Source organism: Sphingomonas caseinilytica, from assembly GCF_023516455.1.
GTDB lineage: Bacteria > Pseudomonadota > Alphaproteobacteria > Sphingomonadales > Sphingomonadaceae > Sphingomicrobium > Sphingomicrobium caseinilyticum.
In genome coordinates this window covers 112,476-131,586 of sequence record NZ_JAMGBA010000001.1, presented here as the reverse complement: position 1 = coordinate 131,586, position 19,111 = coordinate 112,476, and the positions used below count along the sequence as shown (strand labels likewise).

Here is a 19,111-nt window from a genome sequence, read left to right as displayed (position 1 = left end):
TAGAAGTGAGGCGCAGCAGCGGCAATAGTTGAAGGGTCTGTTTTCACTCGCTTTGACCATCTTTGTGCTTCCGGCCTCAGAAGGGTTCCCGAGTCAGGGCGATGTCGGCCATCTCGGACGCCCGTCGCGCATAATCGGCGTCCCGTTCGTTTCGCTCGTCGCCGATGTGATGCTCCAGGTCCATCCTGATCGCGTCAGACAGCTGGTCTGGAGTGAAGCTGCCAATAGCAGCGATCCCAGAAAATTCCTGCAAATCCCTCATGACCGCGGATAGGCGAATAAGCCCGGAGTGCTTCTTTTTGTCCGCCGACATTCCGAGGTTGGCCAACAAATGGTCGGAAATCTTCCATTTCTGGCAAATATTGGACAAGAGCGGCGTGAATCGCTCGGTCGACATGCCCCGGCGGCCGATGACGAACGCCGCCGGAGTCACGGAGCCGCAAAGTTCCAGCGCGTGGATCGCACTGCCCTCGGCAAAGACGGCGAGTTCGCTGTCCCGTAGAATTTCGACCAGTGCGGTCAGCCGGTGCTGCTCGGGATAGATGATCTCGAAACCGCAAGCTGCGAGCTGCTTCTCGACGAAACTTTCGCCGTAAAAGGAGCCCGTGTGGTGGTGATACATGCGGGAAACATAAAGCCGCCGCGTCCCGCCGGGGGGCGGAAGCCGACGGCCAAGCGAATGATCCAGCATGGAGCGATAATTGGGAATGATCGTGGGCCCAGCCATCTGCCTGGCCTGGGGACCGACGAACAGGTGACGGAATAGCATCGGCTGGTCGATGCCCAATATGTGGCGCCTTGGAATGCCGTGGAGATTGAACGCCTCAGTGACGTAAGGCATCACCTTGGTGTTGTTCACCAGGTGGAACGCGATCCTTGCCGATGCCAGCTCCTTCATCGCGAACCGCGGCCAAAGTCGATGGATGCTTTCCGAAATCGCGTGGCCGAAATGCCGGAACAGCAACCCGCCATAAATGATCGGCTCCTCGATCACCGGCATTGAATTCTCGTCATGGTCGGAAAGCGGGAGAATCTTGACCACGCTATCCGGCGCGCCGCTGCGCATGTGGCCCAGGGCCGGATGTGGAGGATCGGCGGCCAACGACAGCCGGGTCTTGCTGTTCCCGACCGTCAAGGGCCCGACCCTGATATCACGCAGCTCGGCTAATTCTGGCCAGTTCACGACTGCGTCTCGACGAAGGTTTCGGCCTGCCTCGACCTGCTCAATATCCGCTCGCCGGGCGTGTAGTTGGCGAAGACCTCGGAAAAATATTCGTCGTACCAGTCGTCGCGGAAGAAAATGTAGTTGAGCCCGCCAACTCCCCGCTGCTGGTAGGATCGAATCTGTTCGACGCTAAACTTCACGGTCCGGTGGGTGCGCAGCTGGTCCCATGAGTAGCGCCAGCCTAGCTCCACGATCCGATCGATGATTTCGAGATTCTTTGGATTGTCGAAATTGATTTCGATCAGCACCGTTTGCAGCCGAGGGTCGGCCAGGGTCTCCAGCATCCCAGCAACCACCCTATGCTCAAGCCCGTCGACATCAATCTTGATATGATCGGGGAACGGAAGGCCGTCGGCGATCAGCGTATCCAGTTTCCGGCCGATGCAACCTTGCGGCCGACGGTCGTCCTTGCTGACCTTCCAGTCCGGCGCGAACTGCTTGTCCTCGGTCCAGCTGTTTTCCTCAAAATCGTGATGGGATATACCGAGCCCGAAATCGCTAAGCAGAAGGCGATCCGTCTTGTCGACGTCGCTCAGCGCCAGGCCGTAGGCCAGCACTTGGTGATGCAGGCCATTGAGGAAAATATTCTTGTTGAGCTCGGCGAAGTTCAACGCTTCGGGCTCAAACGCGTAGACCCCGGCCTTCCGCATGATCGCTGCATAAATGGTGTACATGCCGACATTAGCGCCGATGTCGAACAGCGTTTCGCCTTCTACAAAGCTGTCGATCCACGCCAATGTGATCGGCTCTTTCGAGAATAGGGAGCGAAGCCGCTTGACGCTTGAGGAGCCGGTTGTGGCGAAGCGCATGGTCCGGCCGCCATGCTCGACCTCGTCAAATGTCTGCTCCAGCCATTTGGTCCTAAGCACATGCCGCTCGACGGCGGATTCCTCGTCTGCGGATCGCGGATCTCGCGAAGGCCGTTGCGGCATAAAAAGGTTAGCGAGCCAGTTCCTCATGCCCCTACTCATTAATCGTCCACCATCGGGAATGAGGCCCTCCAACGCGTCACTCGAACTATTCGCGATCCAGCGCGACCTCGTCGCACTCGACCTCGACCATCTCCTGCGCCTTGCGCATAAGTTCCGCCTTCGCATCTGAGCATTTAGCAGGTGGCTGGGACGCTGCGACGCCGGCCGTCACATGCTTCATGAACAGTCCCATCACATGGCTGACGCCCGTCTCGACCACATTGCGCAGATCATCGGCGTAATAGCCGCCGCGGTTGAAGGCTCCGGAAATGATCTCGTACGAGGGAAAATAATGGACGTTGGAGTGTCGCTTGCGCATCGTTTCCGCGGCAACGCGCAAAACCGACTTTGAATAGGTCGTGGCAGACAGCACATTGGCGCCCGGCTCCGCCGTGGCCATCAGCGGCACAGGGGAAACCGTCAAGATGATCTCGGCATCGGGATTGACCTCGCAGATCGCCCCACGGACGACGGTCAAGTCTTCGAGGACATCATCGACGTCCTGATTGTAGAATTCATGCGTCTCCGGATCGAACTTCCCTCCTTCGACTCCCGGGCACAAAGGAAAGACGGCCCCGTCGACCTTGGAACGCCAGCACTCGGTCAGGCCCAACGTGAAGACGAACACGTCTAGAGTTTCGAACATCGACCGAACGGCAGCAAGATGTTGCGCGCGGTCCGCCTCAAGTTCGGCTCTGGAGACAAATCCGCCGGGCTGCGCGGTTGGCCGGAATGGATCGAGATATTTGTCTTCGGCCTCCTGCCAGCAGGATTCGCTGGGTGAAAAACGGCCGTAGGCCCGTTCGATCAACTGCCTTAGCTGCCGGGCCGTATAGATGTTACCGTAGCGAGCCGAGTACAGGCCGTAATTGTTCGCCTGAAGCGCCGGTTCCGATAAATGTGGATGGCCGGTTTCGGCAATGTAATAATTATAGCCGCTATTCTTGAGATAGCGTGCGATATGCTGGGCAAAGCAGCTGCCCGCGGTCGCAACTTTTGTTTCGGGCCTGATGGTGAGACCGAATTCGCCCACCGGATCGACTTCGCCAGGAGCCGGTGATGCGACGGTCCGCCGCCAAAAAGCCTTGTCAGGCAATGCCTTATATGGATTGCTGGTCATTGGACGCTTTCGTTGCTGCGCACAATCCGCTGCTCAAGTTCTTGCAGCAGCAGCAGCCCGTAGTTGCGGTTCGCGTGGGTGGCATCCTTCGCGTAATATTCGGGAAGGAGAAACCCGTCCTGGTCAAGCGCCGCCTGTGGCGGATCAAACGCCTCGATCCCCAGCTCATCGCAATATTCGTGGAGCAGATTGCGCTGCATCCGCCAAATCTTCATACGCAATTCCGGCGAAGACACTCCGAGCTTGGCAATATCTTCCGAGAAACGGCTTTCGTGATAGCTGCGAATGAAATCGCTGTCCCTCTTGGGAGGCGGCGGAATAATATGGAACATTCTTGCCGGGGTCGCATCACGGATCTTGCTGAGCGCGCGGCCGTCCCGCCCGCGAATGCCGCCATGAATGATCGACGCTATCGCGCGGTAAGGGATGAGTTCGGTGCCGGGTCGAAGCGAGCTGAAATCGGCGCCCGGCTCCAGGACGTCGAACGGGATCGGATGCTGGATCGTCGCCAGCACCGCGTGCTGGTTTCCGCCGATCATGGATATGACCATGTCCGAGCTGCTGAGCCCGCGCGCAATCTCAACGAACTCTTCGAGGCTTGTGTCGCCGATCACCTTCTCGCCCTTTTGCCTGCGAGCTCGGTGGATAGCTATCGAGGTGGGGTAGCGCCTGCGCTCGCGCAGCTCGGCCGCCTGGAAGACTGCTTCGCTATGGCTGTCCCCGTAAAGTAACATTTGGTAATCCGCCACAAACTGCCTTTTCCCAATAAGATTCAGGCCCGCAAGACGCTGCATCTGCAACAATCTCAAGCTATTTCGAGCGGTTTGAACGACTTAACCATGCTGTCAACCGCTTGTATTTGTTGCAAATAGCTTTTCAGCGCATGAAGCGGCAAGGCGCAGGGTCCGTCGCACTTAGCTTGTTCAGGATCGGGGTGAGCTTCGAGAAAGAGGCCGGCAATTCCAATGGCCATTCCTGAACGGGCTAGGGCTGCCGCCTGCTGCCGCCGGCCGCCGGCGCTGTCGGCTCGACCGCCCGGCATTTGCAGGGCGTGCGTCGCGTCGAACACCACGGGCGCCAGCGACTTCATCTGGTCCATGCCAAGCATGTCGACGACAAGGTTGTTGTAACCGAAGCTGGTCCCGCGCTCGCACAGGATGATCCGGTCGTTGCCCGCTTCGCGGCATTTGCTGATGATATGCTTCATTTCCTGGGGCGCCAGGAATTGCGGCTTCTTGACGTTGATCACCGCTCCCGTGCGAGCCATGGCGGTCACCAGGTCCGTCTGGCGGGCGAGGAAAGCGGGGAGCTGGATGATATCGGCAACTTCGGCAGCCGGGGCGGCCTGGTGGGGTTCGTGAACGTCCGTCAGCACCGGAACGCCAAAGCGCCGCTTGACTGCGTCGAGCATTGCCAAGCCTTTTTCCAGTCCTGGGCCGCGAAATGAATTGATGGAAGAGCGGTTGGCCTTGTCGAAGCTGGCCTTAAAAACATAAGGGATGCCGAGATCCGCGGTCAGCTGCACGAACTCTCCGGCAACTTCCATCAACGTCGCCTCGTCCTCGATGACATTCATTCCTCCGATGAGGACGAATGCGTCGTCGTTCGAGAAGCGAATTCCTCCGTCGAGCGAAACCACAGAGCTGTTCATGCTGTCCCTTCAATGGGCTGAAATCCAGGAGTCGCGCGGGATACCGCACGCGCCTGCGAGATAATGTCCAGGATCTGGTCCCGATGGCGGCGGGGAGAATAATCGTCAAGCAGCTTCTGCTGCGCCCTTTCGACCTGCCTCGCTCGTTCCCGGTCGTCCGTTACGAGTCGATCGAGGGCGTCGAACCATTCGTCCACGCCGTCGGCAAGTATGCCAGCGCCGTCGGCACAGCATTCGTCATAAATCATGCCGCGCGTGGCAATGACCGAAATGCCGAGCGCGGAATATTCTATCCACTTGTTGATTGATTTGGTCAGGTTGAACTCGGATTTGACAAGCGGGCAAATTCCGATGTCCCACTCCTCATCCCCGAAGCGCTTCAGGAACTCCTCGTAGTTCGCGATCGGCGAGACCTTCCTGATGCGATCACCAAAGCGCTCCAGCTCGGCGGGAATCTGGATCGAACCGAACAACTCGAACCGAAGATCGCCGTGGCGGTCGAGCAGCCTGACGATGGCGGGCAGGACTTCCATCAGATTGGGCAGGTGATCGGCACTTGCCATATAGCCGACAGTTCGGGCCTTGCCGGTCCTCGCTCCGCGCAGGGGTTCGCACGAACTGTTGATCGCACCTGCCACCATATTTGCTTGCGGATAATATTCCTGCAGCCGGCGCTTCAGCCGCTCGGTGGAGGTATAGACGAGATCGGACCTCTCTAGCAGCAGCCGCACAGTTTCCAGCCGCGCCGGATTGTTGTGATAGGTGAATTTCCGCGCCCCGATGGTCTCCGGGACCCCCAGCAGATCGTCGTCGATGTGATAGATGACGGGGATTCCGTCGGCCAGTTCAAGGATGGTTTCGGCCATCGGCCCACTATAGCGGCTGAACATGAGGGCGGTCGGACCGAACCGCTTGAATTCATCGTCCAGCCATTCCCGGGCTCCGTCCGCCCCGCCCCGCTTATGGGCCGCAGCAAGCTCGAATTCGGTGATCAGCTGCGTTGCCACAGCTCCGTTTCGGACTAAGCCCTCTAGCGGCCTTTCCAGGCAAACCTGGACAGTCGGCAGGTGGGCGTTGGCCACCAACAGAATCCGCTCCCGCTCGACCGACACGCGATAGGGCCGCGATTCCAGCCGGAGGGCGGCGGCGAACAGCTCGGCATATCGGCCGTAGACCCGCTGCGGGTCGGTAGGCATCTGGGTTTCCGCCAGAAAGCGGCGCTGCCTTTCAAGGATGGGTTCGGGATCCTCCATGGCCGACCTGGCGAAATCGGCCCAGTCCGAAACGGTCGTCACGGTTGCGAGCCCGTCGTAATTGTCGGCGGACACTTGTTGCCCCGCATCGCGCCATACCGCCGTGGGAATGCCGGCAAGGACCATGTCGATGATCACCGAGGACGGGGCCGAGATGCCATAGGCATACCGGCCCAGGTCGACCCTGAACATTGGCTGGTTGTTGATCGTGGCGTTCGCGGGGAGCGGCAAGCTGTTCTTCAGTGCATATTGCCCGCCTGGGTGGGGACGGAGGACGACCTGGCGAGTCTCCTGCTTCATCAGCCCGCAGAACTGCTCGAAAGACGAGACGAAATCGGCCTTGAGGTTACCGGAACTCATCCGGACCGAATGCAGATTCTCGCAAACGATGCCGGGCGCGGCCGATGACGTGGCGCCGGTTTCCGGAAAGGATTGCAGCACGGAGGTTGGACCGGTCACGATCACTTTGGCCCGTTGAGATGGGGCCATTGAGGTCAGTAGGTCGAGCGGCTGCCAGGCACAGACCAAATCGGCCGCAAAGGAAACAGATCGACCGTGGGCACGGTCATGGGCTGCGTTGTGGCGGAAACCGACACATTCGAAACCGTGCTGAAGTGTCACGCAGACTATATCCGCCGGCGACATGCGCAGGATGTCGTGAGAGGTTCGGTGACCCGCCAGGTTGGATTCACTCCCCGCGAACAGGACGCCCGGTCCGATCAACGCCTGACTTGCCTGCCACGCGTCGGAGAAATCAGTGCGACCAATGCCGTGCTCTTCCTCAAGCAGCCGCAGTTCTCGCTCCCAAATGCCGAACAGGTCACGGCCGGCAAATTGCGGACTGACCAGCAGATGAGTCCGCAGCCCGAAATCTCGAGCAGCCATGACAATCAGGGGGCGCAGGATGTTTATGTCCTGCACCAGGTTAATGATGAAATAGGCGCTTGGGCGTTGGCTCATCGGGCAGTCGCTGGGAGAAGCGGCAATGGCAGCCGGGAGGCCTCGCTTTTCAGAATGATGGTCGGACCCAGCATTGCGGACAGTGCACGCTCCGCGGCCTCCATCGTCGAACCATACGTTGCCAGTTGCAGCGGAGTCTCGGCGCTTCGGTACCAATCGGGCCCAATAGCCAAGACGCCGTCAATTCCGATGCTGGCCTTCCGAAAACCGGGATTGCGACTGCAGTCCACCCAGGGACCCACTTCGGGATTCATTAGAGCATCATGTCGGTTGGCGACCAACACCTCAACCGCGCCAGCCTGCTCGCCGACCCCGAGAATGATGTCGAAGTTCAAGCTAGTCGGAGTAAATGGCGAAGCGACGGACAAGCCTCCTCCCGCCTGGACCAGCGTGTGGACCGCTGGCGCAGCGCCGATGCCGTGAAGCACCGCCAAGCGTTGCGGCCCGACCGATTGTTGCGGCAGTGCTTCCAGGAAGCCAGTTAGCCGCGAGGCCTCGGTATCGGCGTCGGCATATTCCTCAAAAAGCGTTTCGAGCCTTGTGAGGTTTCGGGTGTTCAGGCGCATGCGGCCACCAGGCGTCGACACGTCGTCTGAGAAGCTACATGCATCGCGATAGATGAGCGGTTCGAAAGCCTCGTAAAGCGGATAGCCGGCGGAAAGGATCTGGCAACCCGCGCTAATGGCGGTAACGGCCCGGTTGAGCGACTTGGCAATGCTGAACGGCTGGGCGTTGACCGGCAGAAATATTGCAAAACTTTCGCGCAGCAGCGCGGCTTCCGCCTCAAGGCTCCATTCCCCAACGGTCGTTTCGACTGGCAATTGAGAAATGAGTTTCAGTCGGCCCGCGTCCAGCGCCCGCGCGTTGGTCAACAGCCGGAGTTGGACCGCCAGACCGCTGCGCTGGGCCAATGCCGTTAGCATATCTGAATAGGCCAACAGATCGCTGACGCCCACTTCGAAATGCGGGTTATCGCCCATCCCGAACCAGCCGACCGTCAGTAGGCCGGTCTGTTTAAGGGCATCCATCTTGCGATCTAGGACGGGACCTATGTCGGGCTTTAATCCCGATGGGTCGTTCATAACATGAACCCGGAGGTCAGGATGGTAGCGCCGAGCAATGTCGGCCATCGCGGGCGTCGAACATAGGGCGAAATCGAGGAGGCTCGCCAAGCTGGTCAGCCACTGGCGGAAACGCGCCAAGCGCGCGTCGGACTGCTGGCTGAAATAATCGTCGAACAGGTCGACCCCGACCAGCTTGCCGAGTGCCCTCGCCTGCGCCGCGACGACCAGTGCACGAGCGTCATAACATTTGCTGAGCAGCAGTACATTGCACTCGCTGGTGGCCGCGTCGAATGTCGCAATATCCTCAAGGACCAGCGAAATTCCGAGCTTCCGAAGCGGCTTCGCCACTCGCCCGTAGCGGATCCGAGCACCGGCATTGTGCCGATAGGAATCGGACGGAATCAAAACTGCGACGTTCATCCGACCAGAATTCTTTCGCAGACCGACCGGCTGGAGGCGGATGGCGTAGGGATAACCATGGGCTGTATGTTGGCCACATCTTCTTCGACTGACAGGCTGGCGGTTGTAAGGGAGGTCAGGAGGTGAATGCCCTTCTCGTGCCGCTCCCCTTTGTGCCAAGTTGCGAGCGCATCGCGGCGTGCGACGAACAGGCCCGAAGGAGGTGCCGCAACTGCGAAGGTCGATCGCCACAGCAGGTTGGCGCGCGCGAACGGGGCCAGCTGCTGAGCGGCACCTTCGCCAATGAATATTTGGCCGCCGTCGACGATAAGAGTCCGGCGTGACTTGCCGCCGGGGGCCTGCGCCACCAGCGGACAGCTTGCAGACACTACTCCTCGAAGGGCCAGGACCTGTCGCAGCAAAGATCCGGTCGTCACGTTATGAAGGACGACGCCGGGAACGATCGATGCAACCACGTCGCCGATGTCCGACTGCAGCGCCTCGTCGACAGTTTCAAAGTCACGCCAGCGATCGGAGAACAGGAGGTCGCACCTTTCTCTCAAGTGCGTCGAAACCGGGCCGACCAAGGCAAGCCGGGGGGGCGTCGATCCCGCCTGCACGGCAACGCTTGCCAATGTGTCGAACAGCATTTGGTCGCGATCGTGCCGTGATGCCACGAGCCAGGATAGGGCCTCTCCATCTGGCAACGCATCGCCCGAGCTATTCGGCATCAACAGCTCAACATCCGAAGGCGAGCGGGTCAGGAAGCGAATTGCGCCAGCGACTGCCGTTGGCGGCGTCCCGCTCTTCAATCGAGGAAATATCGACACCTCGCCCCGCTTGGCGATGCGCGCGGCGACAATCTTTGCTGTCGGCAGATCGTACCGGAACGCCGGCTCCTCTGGTTCAGGGGAAATCATTACCACCGGTAAGGGAGACTCTGACATTCCTTTTGAGGTCGCTGGCGCGCACAGAATGGAAATGGTCGGCGCCATGTCACCCGTCAGGATCAGGCTTCCTCCATGCTGCCGTGCGCTGGCCGGAGAAAGCGTCGCGGTGCGGGCCAGGAAGCTCTCTCCAGCGTCCGGGTCCGGCAGGGAAGACGCCTTGATCGAGATGCCGAACAGCCGGTCGAGCCAGTCCCGGAAGTGGGATTGGAAGAGCCTGCCCTGACCGTCATTTCCTGCAACTTCCACTTCGATTTCGCGCAGCAAGGGGCCTGAGCGATCTTCCTGGGCTTCGCAAAGCTGGCGCCATAGGCCATTGGCCACGGCGAGCAAGTCGACATCAGACCCCGACGCCAGATCTACCAATTCGAAATAGTGACAGCCGCCACGGCAAAGTGACGGGAATCTCAGCACTCGCCAGTCAATGAGTTCGCCGTCTGCGCTACAACGCACGATGGCGACCGGAAAATAGGGGTTTGCCAGGTCCGCGTCGACGCTGTCGGCGGCGTTAGCGATAACTCCTTCACCTACCAACCGGATCCTTTCCAGCGAAGAGTCCGCCTGGATCATTCGGACGACCACCGGGGCGCTGGCGGGACGAAGCCGGACCTTGAGGCGATTGCAGTTCACGAAAAAGGCGTCTTCCAGGAACCTGTCGGTTTCTTGATCTTGCGCTTCCTCTCCCGATTTGAAGATCGATCCGTAGTCCCTCGGATGAGTGCATAGCGATTGCCGTATTGCAGCGAATGCGTCTTCGGCGGAGCTGACACCGATCGCAGCTCCGAAGTCGTCGAACAGTGCAGTCCCGGCCAGCGCCTCGTGCGCCGCCCGGCGCCAGGCTATCTCCGGTTCCGCCGAGCCTGAGCTGTAAACCGGCGCGGCCGGGTCCAGCTTTTCGGTGAGCGGCAAGCTCGGCCTTGCCTGAGCACCACCCGCAAGGGCTTCGCGACCCTCGAATTGTCCATGCTCGAGATAGTGGAGCAGCGGATTGACCCCTGCTGCTGCAATGTCGGGGTTAGCGCGCAGGTAGCGGGAGATGCTGAATGCCGCGCTGGGGTTCCGGCTTTCCTTCCAGCCGTGACTCAAGAAGTGGTCGTAAGGATCGAGGCCGGTCACAGCCACGTCGGGATAGCTTTGCAGATACCACTCCGGATCGAACATCGCGGAGGACTTCAACAGCGCAATCGCCTCGCGATTCTTCCTTTTGCCGCTCAAGGGGGCGGTAAAGACGGTCCGCAACCGCAGGCAGACGTGCCGGATGCGCCGCTCTGTTCGCCAACCGGGACTTATTTCAATTTCCGCCAATCGGGCGCCCTGGGATTTCAATCTGCGCGCCGTCGTCTGGTGCGCTTTCTGCTCTCGCTCGAGCAGCCCTTGGGTTGATCGATACTTCTTCTTGGCCGACTGATATTCGCGCTCAAAATGTTCGATCCCGGAACGAGCCTTCGCAAGCTCAGCGGCCGAGCGGACGGCTCCCTCCGACATTTCCGCCAGCTGCTGCTCTATCCGGCGACGATCCTCAGCAGCGGCTTCAAGCTCCCTGGCCTGCGTTGCCGCCAAGGTTGTCGCCTGCTCGAGTGATTTTTCCAGCGAGGCGATGTTGGCGAATTCCTCCTCAAGCCTCTGCATATGGGTTTGCAGGGCCTGATTGCGTTGCTCGAGATTGTCGAATGACCGCTCAATTGATTGGACAAGACCGGCAAATTGTTGCTCGCGGCTTTCAAGTTCCGCCTCGGTTGCGGCCGCCTTGGCGGCAAGGGAAGTCCGTCGCTTTCGTTCGAGGCGACCCTTTTCGGTCAGGTCACCGAGGAGCAACCCCATTTCATCGAAGTTGGAGCGAATTCGGGCTAGGTCGGAATAGTCTTCCGCGCGTTCGCCATCGGCCGCCCATCGAGAGAGTATCTCGTGCAACTCGTGGACGAGGCCGATTCTGCTCGTCGACGCGAGATCGCCATGATTATGACGAAGCGGGACGCTCAGGAATTGATCGATTTGTTCGCTGCGGATTGAATCCGGCGAAATCGGCAAGTCGAGCTTTTCAACTGAGCGCCTCCAATCACCCAGAAGCGCCTCGAAGCTGAGAATCCGACGCCTCAGATTTCGGGAATGGTATTCCGCATCAAGATTGTAGCGCGCCCACAAAAGCATCCCGAGCTCGATATCGAGCTGGTTGCGCCGGTGCAGCGATTGAGCGACTTCGGCCGGCGACCGGATGATCAGCGCGACCCGCGTCTCCTTTGCCTGCCGGTCCAGGGCTTGTTCCCACAGGGGCAAAAGGCGGCATATCCGGGGATCCTTGATGACAGGCATCCTGGTGGAGGCAAACTCTCCAGCCACCAATGCATCCAATTGGGCCTGGCGGCGGGCGGCATCATCGCCGCTCCACCAATCCTCGGCGATTGGCGCCAAACTGAGCCAGTTCTGGCCGCAGTCGGCAAGTATCGCATCGTTAAAGGCATTGATCTGCTCTGATTCGAAAAATCCGCGCTCATTAGCATTGCTCGCCGGAATGAGATGTTCTGGCGCGCCAAAGCCGCACTGTGCGAGAAGCCCGGCGAGCGCGGACGTTCCCGACCGATGCATCCCAAGCACGAGGACAGCGCAGTCAAACGGTCGGGACTTCATCGAAGATGCGCTTTGCTCCGTGTCAGTTCGGGAGATGTGAGGCGACCGCCTATACCGGCGGCTGAAGCCAAATTTCAATCTTCTTCGAGGTTTAGCGCCCCGGCCGTCCAATTGAGCTTCACACTTGCGCTAGCCTCATTCAAAAGGCATGTGCCACAGCCGACAGGCCATTTCATACCGAGCTCCAATAGTAATGAACAGCGTCCACCCGGTCACCAAAATATTTATTGGGTACGATAGCCGCGAGGATATTGCCTGGCAGGTTGCCCGTCACTCTTTGCTGCGCCATGCTGACAATGACTTGATCGTTATCCCTCTTCGGCAAGATGTGCTCCGTGAGCTCGGACTATATACTCGCCCCTTCGATGTTAATTCTTCAACAGAATTTTCACTCACCCGCTTCTTAACACCGTTTCTTGCAGCTAATGATGGGTGGGTTGTCTTTTCGGACTGCGATTTTCTTTATACGTCGGATATCCGAAAGATATTTGACGGACTCGATCCCGAAAAGGCCGTTTATTGCGTTCAGCACGACTATGTTCCGACTCATGCCGTTAAGATGGATGGCAAGCTGCAGACCACCTATCCTCGGAAGAATTGGTCGTCGTTCATGATCTTCAACTGCAGCCATCCTGACGTTAAGGGCCTAACGCCTGAAGTCGTTAATAATGCAACGCCTGCGTTTCTGCACCGGTTCGAATGGGTGAAGGATGACGCTGCCATTGGCGCTCTGGAGCTCGATTGGAACTTCCTGGAAGGCGAATATCCCAAGCCGGACAAGACGCCTCGGGTGATCCATTACACCAATGGCGGCCCATGGTTCGATGAATGGCAGGATTGCGATTATGCGGACCTGTGGCTGAAGGAACGCAACCTCTATCTGAAAAGCGCGGCCAATAGCGGACCGGACAAGCTAGCTGCGGAATAGGCCAGCAAGGCGATCCACGACGAACTTCCTCCGCCTCCTGGACGCGTGCGGACCGCGGCCCAGCTGCCGCAAGATTTGCCAGAAATCCAGATGTGCGCTCGTGCGGTCGTCGAGGCCAAGGTAGTGATTCCAGAATGCATCCTCGCCGATCGCCTCGATCATGTTGAATACGCCATGGAACCCAAAGGTTGGGGCGGCCGGCATGGTTCGTTCGAAAGAGAAGCGTTCAGCGGTTGGCAAATCCGCAAACCGGATTGCGAACTCCGATTCGAGCATCGGCCGATTAACGCGGCAGATGGCTAAGTCCTCCGCACCGCCAGGGCGGAAATGATCGTCCCGGCAAGCATTGAGAAGCCTGCGGCTGCGCAATGAAAATCCACCGTTGCCAACGTTGTGACCGTCATCGAATTGTGGCCAGGGCGCACCAATATAATCAAAATTCAGAAACGACGGATCCCAGCGATCTGCATTTATGACGAATCCGTCCCACTGCACAACGAGGCAGTGCTCCGTCCGGATATGCTCCGGCAAACTCCGGATCATGAATTCCGAATAATCTAGTGAGCTGCGCAACCTTGGAATGCGCACTTGGCGAATACTCTCGCAAGTTGCCCGCTCGCCATCTGTGAACAGGAGACACTCGGCAAACTCCAGATGTGCCATGCTTGCATGGAGGGCCGCGACGGTTGCCGGCATATTCACTGAAGCGGCCGCACATAGCGTCACGGTTGGAAGTTGGATTTTGGCCATCTTGCTTAAATGGCCACGACAAACTGTTCGCTGAAAGGACTGAGCTCGGGATGGTGAAACGGGTCACGATGTTGATCGGTATGCCACTTGGCCTTCAATGCTTGGAGTTCCCCGGCAAATCGGGCGCGGTTGGGCCTTGCACTATCGCTTCCTCGAGATTTGGACTCATGGTGTATCAGTCTTGACCGCGGCTCATAGAACGACTGCCATCCGCGACGGTTCAGCTTGAGGCAGAGGTCTACATCATTGAACGCCACCGGGAAAAGCGACTCGTCAAATCCTTCTACCTGCAGGAATTTTTCGCGATCCACCGTCATGCATGCGGCCGTGACTGCACTGACCAACTGAGGCAATCGTGCCCGATTGAAATAGCCAGGATCTTCATCGGGAAGGAACCGATGCGCATGGCCTGCACCTCCGCCGATGCCAAGATAGACGCCCGCGTGCTGAATGGTGTGGTCGGGATAGAGCAGCATCGCGCCGACCGCCCCGATCTGCGGGCGGATAGCCTGCCGAACCAATGGCGTAAGCCAGTTCCGATCGATCATTTCGACGTCGTTGTTAAGAAAGCACAGCATCGACCCCGACGCCTGCCGGACGGCGTCATTGTTGAGCACTGAAAAATTGAACCGGCCAGGTCGTCGAAGGACTTTGTAGCCAGCAAACTCCAATTGCTTGAGGTAGGCCAAGGTTTCAGGATCGTCGCTGTCGTTGTCGATGACGATAATCTCGACGGTTGGGTAATCAGCTCGCTCGACACCCTCGATGCAATGACGAAGCAAGCGGAAATGATTTCTCGTCGGAATGATTGCGCTGACTACTGGCGCTTCTCCGAGCGGCTCGGCATGCAGCAAAGGAATTATCGGAGCTGGCCGCGAGCAGCGATGATGCAGCATCAACGGTAGATGGACAGGCGCAGGTCCGGATTTCAGGATTTCGCCCAAAAGTGCGTCCACCCAGCCGTCACTGGGCCAAGATGCGAAGGTCTCAGGACGTACGCGAAGGACGGAAGCGCCGGTGATATAATCGTGGTGATCGAAGAGATCCCGGTTCCATTGGGGCTTGAAATGGGGGCGCCCACTCTCTCCGGACTGTAATATCAGATCGTCATCGGCATAAATTACGCCGGCCTCCGGGGAGGATAAGATAGCTGCTGAGTAGGCGTCGAAGGCTCCTGGAGCCAGAAGATCTCCCGACGCCATTGGGCATATCCACGATCCCTGCGGAAGCAGATGCTGGCGGAGTTGATCAGGGCATGCCACCTGGAAAGATCCGGGCAACGGAGGGCCACCGATCAGAATTGGCTGGGCGGCGTTCCCCGCCCCGGCTATCGAGATAAGCGTATCTTCAATTGCCGAGCCGGACCTGCAATCGACGATCGGCAGGATTTTAGGCAACGCTCGCTCGGCAGGCGCCGCCGGTTGCGGCGATGGTGCCGATTGCTTGCGCGCCTTCCATAACTCGTATGCATGAGGCGAACTGCCCGCCAGAGGTGCAATCCGATTTCGCGACCTTACCTTGAGGCCGCGCAAGCGCCATCCCGCAGCCTGGATATAGGCATAGGGATTGGCCCGAAATCCATCCGCATGCACTCTGAGGGTCAGCCAAATCCGCAATGCAAGCTGAGCCTGCCCACGCAAAAATGAAGGGCTTTCGGATGCGCCCACCTTCAAACCAGCCTCGCTCTTTCGCGGCAACCAACCAGGCTGATTAGTCGATTCCACGCTGAATCAATACTCTCTGGATGACCGCGACATCGCTGGGATTATTAAGCTCAATGGAATCCCACTCCAAGGGTTCCAGCCGGACGACCGATACAGGCATCCCCATGTCCAGAAACCTTAGCTGTTCAAGCCCTTCCAACAGTTCGAGATTCGAAGGCTCAGAGCTGCGGTAGGCGTACAATGCTTCCGGCCGATAAGCGTACATGCCTAAATGCAGGTGGACCGGGACAGGCTCCTCGATCTGCTCGGCATTCGGCAGGTACGGCAGGATGCGCTTGGAGAAATATAATGCCCTGTCGGATCGGTCGAACACCGCGGTTGTGCCCCCTACCCTGCCCTCGGCCACATCATCCAGCAAATGCTTCAGCACCGATGGCGAGCAGCGAACGGCCGGCGTCGCCATCACAGCGCTTGGATCTGCCGACAGGCGCGCAACGAGCCGCTCAACGGCGAACGTCGGCGACAAGGGTGCGTCACCTTGCAGATTGACGACCACGTCGGCAATGTCGCCCAACTGCGCGATCGCGTCCGCGCAGCGCTCGGTACCATTGGCGCATTCTGGGGACGTCATTACGACGCTTCCCCCAAATCCATGTACCTCATCCGCAATGCGCGCGTCATCCGTTGCAACCCATACCCCGGTGCATCCAGCAACGCTTGAAGCGCATTCCCAACTGCGCTGGATCAGGGTTTTAGCGGTGCCGCCAGCGCCCTTTAGAGGAACCAGCGGCTTTCCGGGATATCGTGTGGACGCGTAGCGTGCCGGAATGACGATCGCAAAACTTGGAGAAGCCATTCCAAATTAGCCAAGGCCGATGCGCAAGAAGTCATGAATGTGGACGATACCCACCGGCACGTTGGTGTTCACAAGTGCAATTGGCTCCATCACGAAAGCGCCCGTAATCTCATTCTCGTTCAAAAGCTGAAGTGCATCTTCCGCCAGCATATTGGCACTGATTGTGATTGGATTCCGTGTCATTACCTCTTCTGCCGTCGCATCAGGGTTGACCAAATCCTCAAAGTGACGGCGAAGGTCGCCGTCAGTGATTGCACCGATAAGCCTGCCCGCCGGATCAACCACACCCGCAATGCCGAATCCCTTAGAGGTCATCGTCAATATGACTTCGCGCAGCGGTGCCGATTGATCGACCAGCGGAATGTGGTCAGCCGAATGCATCATCTCCCGCACGGGTGTCAGCCTCAGACCGAGCGAACCGCCGGGATGCAGTGCCTTCATTCCGTCGACCGAGAAGCCGCGTAGATCCATCAAGGTCATCGCTAGCGCATCGCCCAACGCCAATTGCATGGTGGTAGAGGTGGTCGGTGCGATGTTGGCATGACATGCCTCTCGCGTCACGGGCAAGCAGAGCTTGATGTCGGCATTTTCCATAACGATGGAGTCCAGTCGAGATGCGACACCAATCACCGGCACGCCAATTTCCTTGGCATATTTGAGAAACGGGCGAAGCTCACTGGTATTTCCGGAATTGGAAATGACGATCAGGACATCGCCCCGAATGAGCATACCAAGGTCGCCATGAGCCGCCTCTGCCGGGTGCACATAGATCGCTGGCGTGCCCGTCGCGGACATCGTCGCGGCCCATTTTCTTCCGATATGTCCCGACTTACCCATGCCGGTGATAACAACACGACCTTGCGAGCGCAGAATCGCCTCGCAAGCCATGATGAACGATTCATCAAGGGAGGAGGCAAGGAGCTGGAGAGCCGCCGCTTCCGTTCGTATGACTTCCGCACCACGATTGAGAACCGAATGGCTCGGGAAATCGAACCGAACAGCATTTTGAATAGACATTTCTTACGCTTCCCCACACCACGTAGCGCGACACCCGAGCCCCATCCGCGCGATTTGGAGACCATATTCCGGTATCGCCTAACGCGAAACCGCTTTTTCTGTTAAGTGGTTCATTTAATTGGAATTAAATGCCCTCCACAAACGTTCACCTAATGTAATTTCGATTGAGGTCAATATCATAGATGCATTAAGGACGCTTTTCAGCCGCAAAATATTGTTTCGGTCATGAAAGTAATTGTGGAACGTGTCTTCGCGGCAACATCATTGCCGCTTAATTTTGGTTAGCTCCCATCTGATGACGTGCAAATCGGGGGGGCCTTTTTATGTAGCAAGGCAGAAGCCCTTCTTGGATCGCATCCTGGTGGGCGGGAAGCAGCCTTCGAAAAAGTCAGCGCGAGGCAAATTGCAGTTGGATCAAAGCAGTTTTCGCGAAAGCGGGAATACCGCCGTTGCCGCGACACCAGTGAGCGTACAGCGCCGTCAAAACAAGCTGCGGTGGTGGCGACTGCCGTTCTGGGTGCTCGCAGTCGTTAGCGGCGCCAAGAGTTTCGTCGACAATCCGATCATTGGCTCAAAGCGATTGAACAGGGTTGGACTCCACCTTTGGCGAATTAAAGCAGCTCACCGGCTTGCCGCTTATCGCCGGGCGAAGCTCGCCCGTCTGATTCCAGCTGACTTCAGGCAACAGTTCGATCGAGACGGCTTTGTCGAGGTCCCAAATTTCCTACCCGAGGATGTCTTTCGTCGGCTGCAGGCTGAGTTGCTGGAATGTAAATTGGAAAGCCGGATACATCAGCAAGGCGACACCGTAACTAGGCGCGTGCCGGTAGGGCCAGAGTTCCTTGCGGCGATGCCCGATCTTGATCGAATGCTCGATAGTCCGCTGTGGAAGGGGATCATGGCGTATGTGGCGAGCAGTCGGACCGCACCTCTCTATTATATTCAAACGATCATTGGCGGCTGCGTCGAGGCGCCGCCAGATCCACAGATCCAGCTCCATGCCGATACATTCCATCCCTCGATGAAGGCATGGCTGTTCCTGACGGACGTTGGGCCGGACGACCGGCCGCTGACATATGTCGCCGGATCTCATCGGCTTACGCCCGAGCGCGCCGAATGGGAGTATCGCAAGAGCATTGACGTCGCGGAGCACGGCGATCGTTTATCCCAGCGCGGCTCATTCCGAATTACGCCGGAAGAGCTTGGCGAGTTAAACTTGCCGAATCCGACGCATTTCGCCGTTCCAGCGAACACCCTGATTGCAGCGGACACTTGCGGGTTCCATGCTCGCGCCAATTCCAACCGCGTGACGGTGCGCGTGGAGCTTTGGGCCTACGCCCGGCGCACTCCATATATCCCATGGACCGGCTTGGATCCCCTATCCTGGCGTCCGATCGCAATTCGCCGCGCTGAGTGGCTGGCGTCAATTATCGATTGGCTATCAAGACGCGGTTGGAAGGTTCAACACTGGCGGCCGGCAGGCTTGCGGCGCCCTGTTGACGCGTAAAATTGCAGGCGCTGTCCACACGACGTGAAAATGGCTGGGGCGGCAGGATTCGAACCTGCGAATGCCGGTACCAAAAACCGGTGCCTTACCGCTTGGCGACGCCCCAGCATGGGCTGCTCCGGATTGGAGCGATGCGCGCGGGGCGGCTTATAGCGGCCAAGCGCGGCTTGAAAA

Annotated in this window: 14 protein-coding genes and 1 tRNA gene; 2 read left to right on the top strand and 13 right to left on the bottom strand. The window is 58.5% G+C overall.

What is annotated here, in order from left to right:
• Positions 1-76: 76 nt before the first annotated feature.
• The 8 genes from LZ496_RS00675 to LZ496_RS00640 all read right to left on the bottom strand — a co-directional run bounded on the left by LZ496_RS00675 (position 77) and on the right by LZ496_RS00640 (position 12,182).
• Positions 77-1,183, bottom strand: a complete 1,107-nt coding sequence (locus LZ496_RS00675) for a glycosyltransferase 61 family protein (protein ID WP_249902681.1) — start codon at positions 1,181-1,183, stop codon at positions 77-79.
• A complete protein-coding gene (locus LZ496_RS00670) occupies positions 1,180-2,157 on the bottom strand; it encodes an FkbM family methyltransferase (RefSeq protein ID WP_249902680.1) in 978 nt (325 codons plus the stop codon). Before LZ496_RS00670 ends, LZ496_RS00675 begins: the two co-directional genes overlap by 4 nt.
• Positions 2,158-2,242: 85 nt before the next feature.
• Complete coding sequence (locus LZ496_RS00665) at positions 2,243-3,316, bottom strand: GSCFA domain-containing protein (RefSeq protein WP_249902679.1); 1,074 nt, start codon at positions 3,314-3,316, stop codon at positions 2,243-2,245.
• Positions 3,313-4,125 (bottom strand): hypothetical protein, encoded by an 813-nt coding sequence (locus LZ496_RS00660; protein WP_249902678.1) that lies wholly within the window; start codon positions 4,123-4,125, stop codon positions 3,313-3,315. The genes LZ496_RS00665 and LZ496_RS00660 overlap by 4 nt, the downstream gene beginning before the upstream one ends.
• A complete protein-coding gene (gene kdsA, locus LZ496_RS00655) occupies positions 4,122-4,967 on the bottom strand; it encodes a 3-deoxy-8-phosphooctulonate synthase (protein WP_249902677.1) in 846 nt (281 codons plus the stop codon). Before kdsA ends, LZ496_RS00660 begins: the two co-directional genes overlap by 4 nt.
• Positions 4,964-7,180, bottom strand: a complete 2,217-nt coding sequence (locus tag LZ496_RS00650) for a glycosyltransferase family protein (RefSeq protein ID WP_249902676.1) — start codon at positions 7,178-7,180, stop codon at positions 4,964-4,966. The genes kdsA and LZ496_RS00650 overlap by 4 nt, the downstream gene beginning before the upstream one ends.
• Positions 7,177-8,664, bottom strand: coding sequence for a hypothetical protein (locus tag LZ496_RS00645; protein ID WP_249902675.1), 1,488 nt, complete (start codon positions 8,662-8,664; stop codon positions 7,177-7,179). The genes LZ496_RS00650 and LZ496_RS00645 overlap by 4 nt, the downstream gene beginning before the upstream one ends.
• Positions 8,661-12,182 (bottom strand): sulfotransferase family protein, encoded by a 3,522-nt coding sequence (locus LZ496_RS00640; RefSeq protein WP_249902674.1) that lies wholly within the window; start codon positions 12,180-12,182, stop codon positions 8,661-8,663. The genes LZ496_RS00645 and LZ496_RS00640 overlap by 4 nt, the downstream gene beginning before the upstream one ends.
• A gap of 226 nt (positions 12,183-12,408) precedes the next feature.
• Here LZ496_RS00640 and LZ496_RS00635 point away from each other — a divergent pair, with 226 nt between their 5' ends.
• The gene (locus LZ496_RS00635) at positions 12,409-13,143 is read left to right on the top strand and encodes a hypothetical protein (RefSeq protein ID WP_249902673.1); all 735 of its coding nucleotides are present in this window, start codon (positions 12,409-12,411) and stop codon (positions 13,141-13,143) included.
• On the opposite strand, the gene LZ496_RS00630 is transcribed toward LZ496_RS00635, so the two are convergent.
• Genes LZ496_RS00630 through LZ496_RS00615 form a run of 4 tightly spaced genes read right to left on the bottom strand, consistent with a single transcriptional unit; the run spans position 13,129 to position 17,430 of the window.
• Positions 13,129-13,893, bottom strand: a complete 765-nt coding sequence (locus tag LZ496_RS00630; protein ID WP_249902672.1) for a DUF5672 family protein — start codon at positions 13,891-13,893, stop codon at positions 13,129-13,131. The two genes, LZ496_RS00635 and LZ496_RS00630, sit on opposite strands and share 15 nt — an antisense overlap.
• Positions 13,894-13,898: 5 nt before the next feature.
• The gene (locus tag LZ496_RS00625; RefSeq protein ID WP_249903821.1) at positions 13,899-15,560 is read right to left on the bottom strand and encodes a glycosyltransferase family 2 protein; all 1,662 of its coding nucleotides are present in this window, start codon (positions 15,558-15,560) and stop codon (positions 13,899-13,901) included.
• A 43-nt stretch (positions 15,561-15,603) separates the two neighbouring features.
• A complete protein-coding gene (locus LZ496_RS00620; RefSeq protein WP_249902671.1) occupies positions 15,604-16,413 on the bottom strand; it encodes a 3-deoxy-manno-octulosonate cytidylyltransferase in 810 nt (269 codons plus the stop codon).
• 6 nt (positions 16,414-16,419) lie between these two features.
• The gene (locus tag LZ496_RS00615; protein WP_249902670.1) at positions 16,420-17,430 is read right to left on the bottom strand and encodes a KpsF/GutQ family sugar-phosphate isomerase; all 1,011 of its coding nucleotides are present in this window, start codon (positions 17,428-17,430) and stop codon (positions 16,420-16,422) included.
• 346 nt (positions 17,431-17,776) lie between these two features.
• Here LZ496_RS00615 and LZ496_RS00610 point away from each other — a divergent pair, with 346 nt between their 5' ends.
• Positions 17,777-18,937 (top strand): phytanoyl-CoA dioxygenase family protein, encoded by a 1,161-nt coding sequence (locus tag LZ496_RS00610; protein WP_249902669.1) that lies wholly within the window; start codon positions 17,777-17,779, stop codon positions 18,935-18,937.
• A gap of 31 nt (positions 18,938-18,968) precedes the next feature.
• On the opposite strand, the gene LZ496_RS00605 is transcribed toward LZ496_RS00610, so the two are convergent.
• A tRNA-Gln gene (locus tag LZ496_RS00605) sits at positions 18,969-19,043 on the bottom strand.
• Between the last annotated feature and the right edge of the window lie 68 nt (positions 19,044-19,111).